At 67.7% G+C, this 3,129-nt stretch carries 4 protein-coding genes; all 4 read right to left on the reverse strand.

Translation table 11 applies throughout. From position 1 onward, the window contains the following. A partial coding sequence (locus FV220_RS24515) for a hypothetical protein (RefSeq protein WP_210245975.1) occupies positions 1–489 on the reverse strand: 489 nt, incomplete at its 3' end. Positions 490–708: 219 nt separating this feature from the next. Further along, entirely contained in the window at positions 709–1,923 is a 1,215-nt protein-coding gene (locus tag FV220_RS24520) for a HipA domain-containing protein (protein WP_147833530.1), read from the reverse strand. Beyond that, a complete protein-coding gene (locus FV220_RS24525) occupies positions 1,913–2,251 on the reverse strand; it encodes a helix-turn-helix domain-containing protein (protein ID WP_018041889.1) in 339 nt (112 codons plus the stop codon). The genes FV220_RS24520 and FV220_RS24525 overlap by 11 nt, the downstream gene beginning before the upstream one ends. A 151-nt stretch (positions 2,252–2,402) precedes the next feature. Then, complete coding sequence (locus FV220_RS24530) at positions 2,403–3,023, reverse strand: hypothetical protein (RefSeq protein ID WP_018041888.1); 621 nt, start codon at positions 3,021–3,023, stop codon at positions 2,403–2,405. Positions 3,024–3,129: the final 106 nt, after the last annotated feature.

Consider the following 3,129-nt stretch of genomic DNA (forward strand, 5'->3'; position numbering starts at 1 on the left):
CCGCAGCTGCGTCCCGCCCTCGACCAGCCGCAAAGCGACCGCGCCCGCGAGGGGCGTCCGGGCCATGATCGGGTGGCCCGGCCGGGATTCGAGCCGAACGGCCCCGAGCGCGCCAGACGGGAGCCGGCCAATCTCAATCGCGAAGCGGCTGGCCAGCCGCCGCGACGCGGCCCGGATTCCGATGCCCTGCAGCGCCAGCAGCAGAGGCTTCAAATCCAGGAGGCCCGCCAGCAACAGCGGATGCAGATGGAGCAGCAACAGGCCGCCCGGCGCCAGCAGGGGCAGGCCCAGCAGCAGCAGATGATGCAGCGCCAGCAGATCCAGGAGAACCGCCAGCAACAGCGCATGCAGATGGAGCAGCAGCAACAGGCCCAGCGCCAGCAGATGCAGCAGCAACAACAGATGATGCAACGTCAGCAGATGCAGGCCCAGCAACACCAGCAACAGGCCGCCCAGCGGCAACAGATGATGCAGCAACAGCAGCAGCAACAGGCGGCCCAGCGCCAGCAGAGGCAGGCTCCGCCTTCGGGCGGGAACCCGAACTGCCATCCGGGCCGGCCCTGTCGCTGAGGCGGCTTATCCTGGGAACGGGAGGATGAGCCCGGACCTCGGTGTCGGGCCTCGCTGAGATCGCCTTGCATCGAGCGGCGCCGATCCCGGCCGATGGTCGTCCTCAGCGCGTTCGGCGGAATCCCGCCACGCCCGAGGTCAGTCGAGGTCTTTCGAGAATGCGCGCGCGAGGCGCTCGACCGTTGCATCGTCGACGCCATCGGCGACGAAGTCGGTACGCCAGGAGCGCATGCGGATGGCGAGGGTGGCGACGATGTCTCGGGCCTCGTCCCGCGAGAGGTCGAAATCCTCGACCCGTGTCAGGCAGTTGCCGGTGGTCGGGTAGCTCCCGGATCGACCGACGCCGATGGCTTGCTGGGGATCCATATCCGGTTGGGGGACCACGTCGAAGGCCGGGGACAACCGCCACCCGTCGCCGCATCGGAGGAAGGCGTGGTTCTTGAGGTGATCGTCCCGGTTGCCGCACAGGACGTTGAACACCATGCGGCGGAACAGTTCATGGCGGTCGGACACGTGACGCGCGCCGTGCCGGAGGAGGAACATGGCGAGGTCGGGGTAGGAACCGAAATCGGAGGTTTCATCCAATCCGAGAGCGGTCAATCCGCTCATGTAGTGGCATGTCGGGTGGTAGGGGGCCGCATCGCGGTCGAAGCGCTTCACCAGGACGACCTTGCGAGGCCCGACCGCGAGAACCCGGGTTTCGGCGGCGTCGATCCCGCAACGGAATGCCATACGCATCGTCGCGTGCTCCGCGCCGCATTGGTCGTAGGTGTCGTCCCGCCTTTGAAACTTGGCGATCCATAAGGCACCCTCGTAGTCGATGACGGCCTTCGGTCGGGCGCCGCCCATGCTCATGCCCGCCGTCCAGAGGCGGGCCGCCAGCCCTTCGACCGCCTCGCCTCGTTCGAGACGCTCGAACCCGTCCGCGATGCCGTCGAGATCGGCCGTGGCCGCGTAGCTCGGACGCGGTGACGGGGGAGCCGGGGTTTCGGAGAAGGCGAGGCAGCCGACGCGCTCGTCTCCGGGGGCGAGCAACCAGTCAGACGGCATCATCGGCGGAGAATCGTGAGGCCGAAGATGTTCGACGAGCCGTCGCCCCCAACGGTCCGGCGTGGCATCCGCCAGGACGCCCGGAAGTCGGCCACGGATGGTGCTCCTGAATGACCCCGGCTGAAGCGGCAAGTGTTCCGGGTCCAGGGCGAAAGCCCGGCCATGATTGTTCTTCAGCCAGGACCCGACATAGGCGAATTCGCCATAGGACCGACCGGCCGCCGGCATGACGAGCCGGTAACGGCCGACGAGGTCCGTGGCCCCGTCCTCGCGGCGGACATGGACATAGACGTCAGAGGTCATCGAGATTCAGTTCGCGCGGGCGGCGCACGCGGCTGGGAAGGCGGCTGGTTTCGATGGAAGCGGCCAAGTGGTCGTTCTCGGGGCTGACCGCGCGCCGGACGGCCGGGAACAGGCCGAGGGTCCAGACGGCCCTGGCGAAGACGCCGAGCGACACCGAAGGATCGCCTTTCTCGAGCTTGCGCAAGGTCGGGAGGGAGACCCCCACGCGGGACGCGAGGTCGGATGCGGGCTGACGTCGGCGCAATCGCGCGACCCTTATGGCCTGCCCGATCTCGCGAAGACCCTCCGAAACCTCGAAGGGCGCATGTGCCGAGCGTTCGTTCGTCATGCCGCCATCCTTGCATCTCAGGCGGCCTAGATGAAAGTATGTTTTCTATCTTGGGTCGGTTTTCCTGCGGAAGGGGGATCTGGCGTCTCTCTCGACGGGGAACGAACCGGCATAGGTCTATGCCGCCAGGCTAGGGCGGGGAGACGGTCGGTCAAGTTCGGATCGGTGGCATCGGCTGCGGCAACGTCCGCAGGTCGCCGGGCTGGCTCGGGTCGATCTCACCGACGAGGGCCGGCTTCATGTCATAGAGACCGGAAATGGCTTCGAGGGCGGCGATCGCGTCCTGATTGATGCCCCAGCGCGTCACCGTCGCCACGAAGGCGCGCGTCGTCATCAGCGTCACGGGGAACTCCACGTCGAGGAAGAGGGTCGCGACCTTCCGATCTTCGTAGAGCACGACCGCCGAACTCGCCTCGGTCGGGTGCCAATGCGCCACGAACTCGCGCAGAGCCTGCTCGCCGGAATCACGCAGGGCTGACTTGAGCAAGGCATCCCCCGCTGGAGTCCGCGGCCGGGCGCGCAGGGCCGCGACACCGATGCCGACCACGGTCTCGACCCGGAGCGCGGCTTCGCCGAGGCCATCGATCCAGGCGGCGATCTCGGCAGCAAAGGGCTTGGAGAGATCACCGACCACCTCTTCCTCGACCCGGTCCACCAGTACGATGCGCCGGTTGAGACCGCGCAGCGTATCGAGGATGCCCGCTGCGGCGAGTCGGATCAGAGGCCCCGCATCGGCCACGACGATCGGCTGGCGGTCCGAGGGGGCGATCATGGCGACACCGTCCAGGTGGTCGTGCCGTCCTTATTGTCCTTCACGGTGACGCCCATGGCGGCGAGGGCGTCGCGGGCGCGGTCGGAGGCGGGCCAGTCCTTGGCGG

Origin of the sequence: Methylobacterium sp. WL19 (assembly GCF_008040005.1) — a bacterium.
In the GTDB taxonomy this organism is placed as follows: domain Bacteria; phylum Pseudomonadota; class Alphaproteobacteria; order Rhizobiales; family Beijerinckiaceae; genus Methylobacterium; species Methylobacterium bullatum.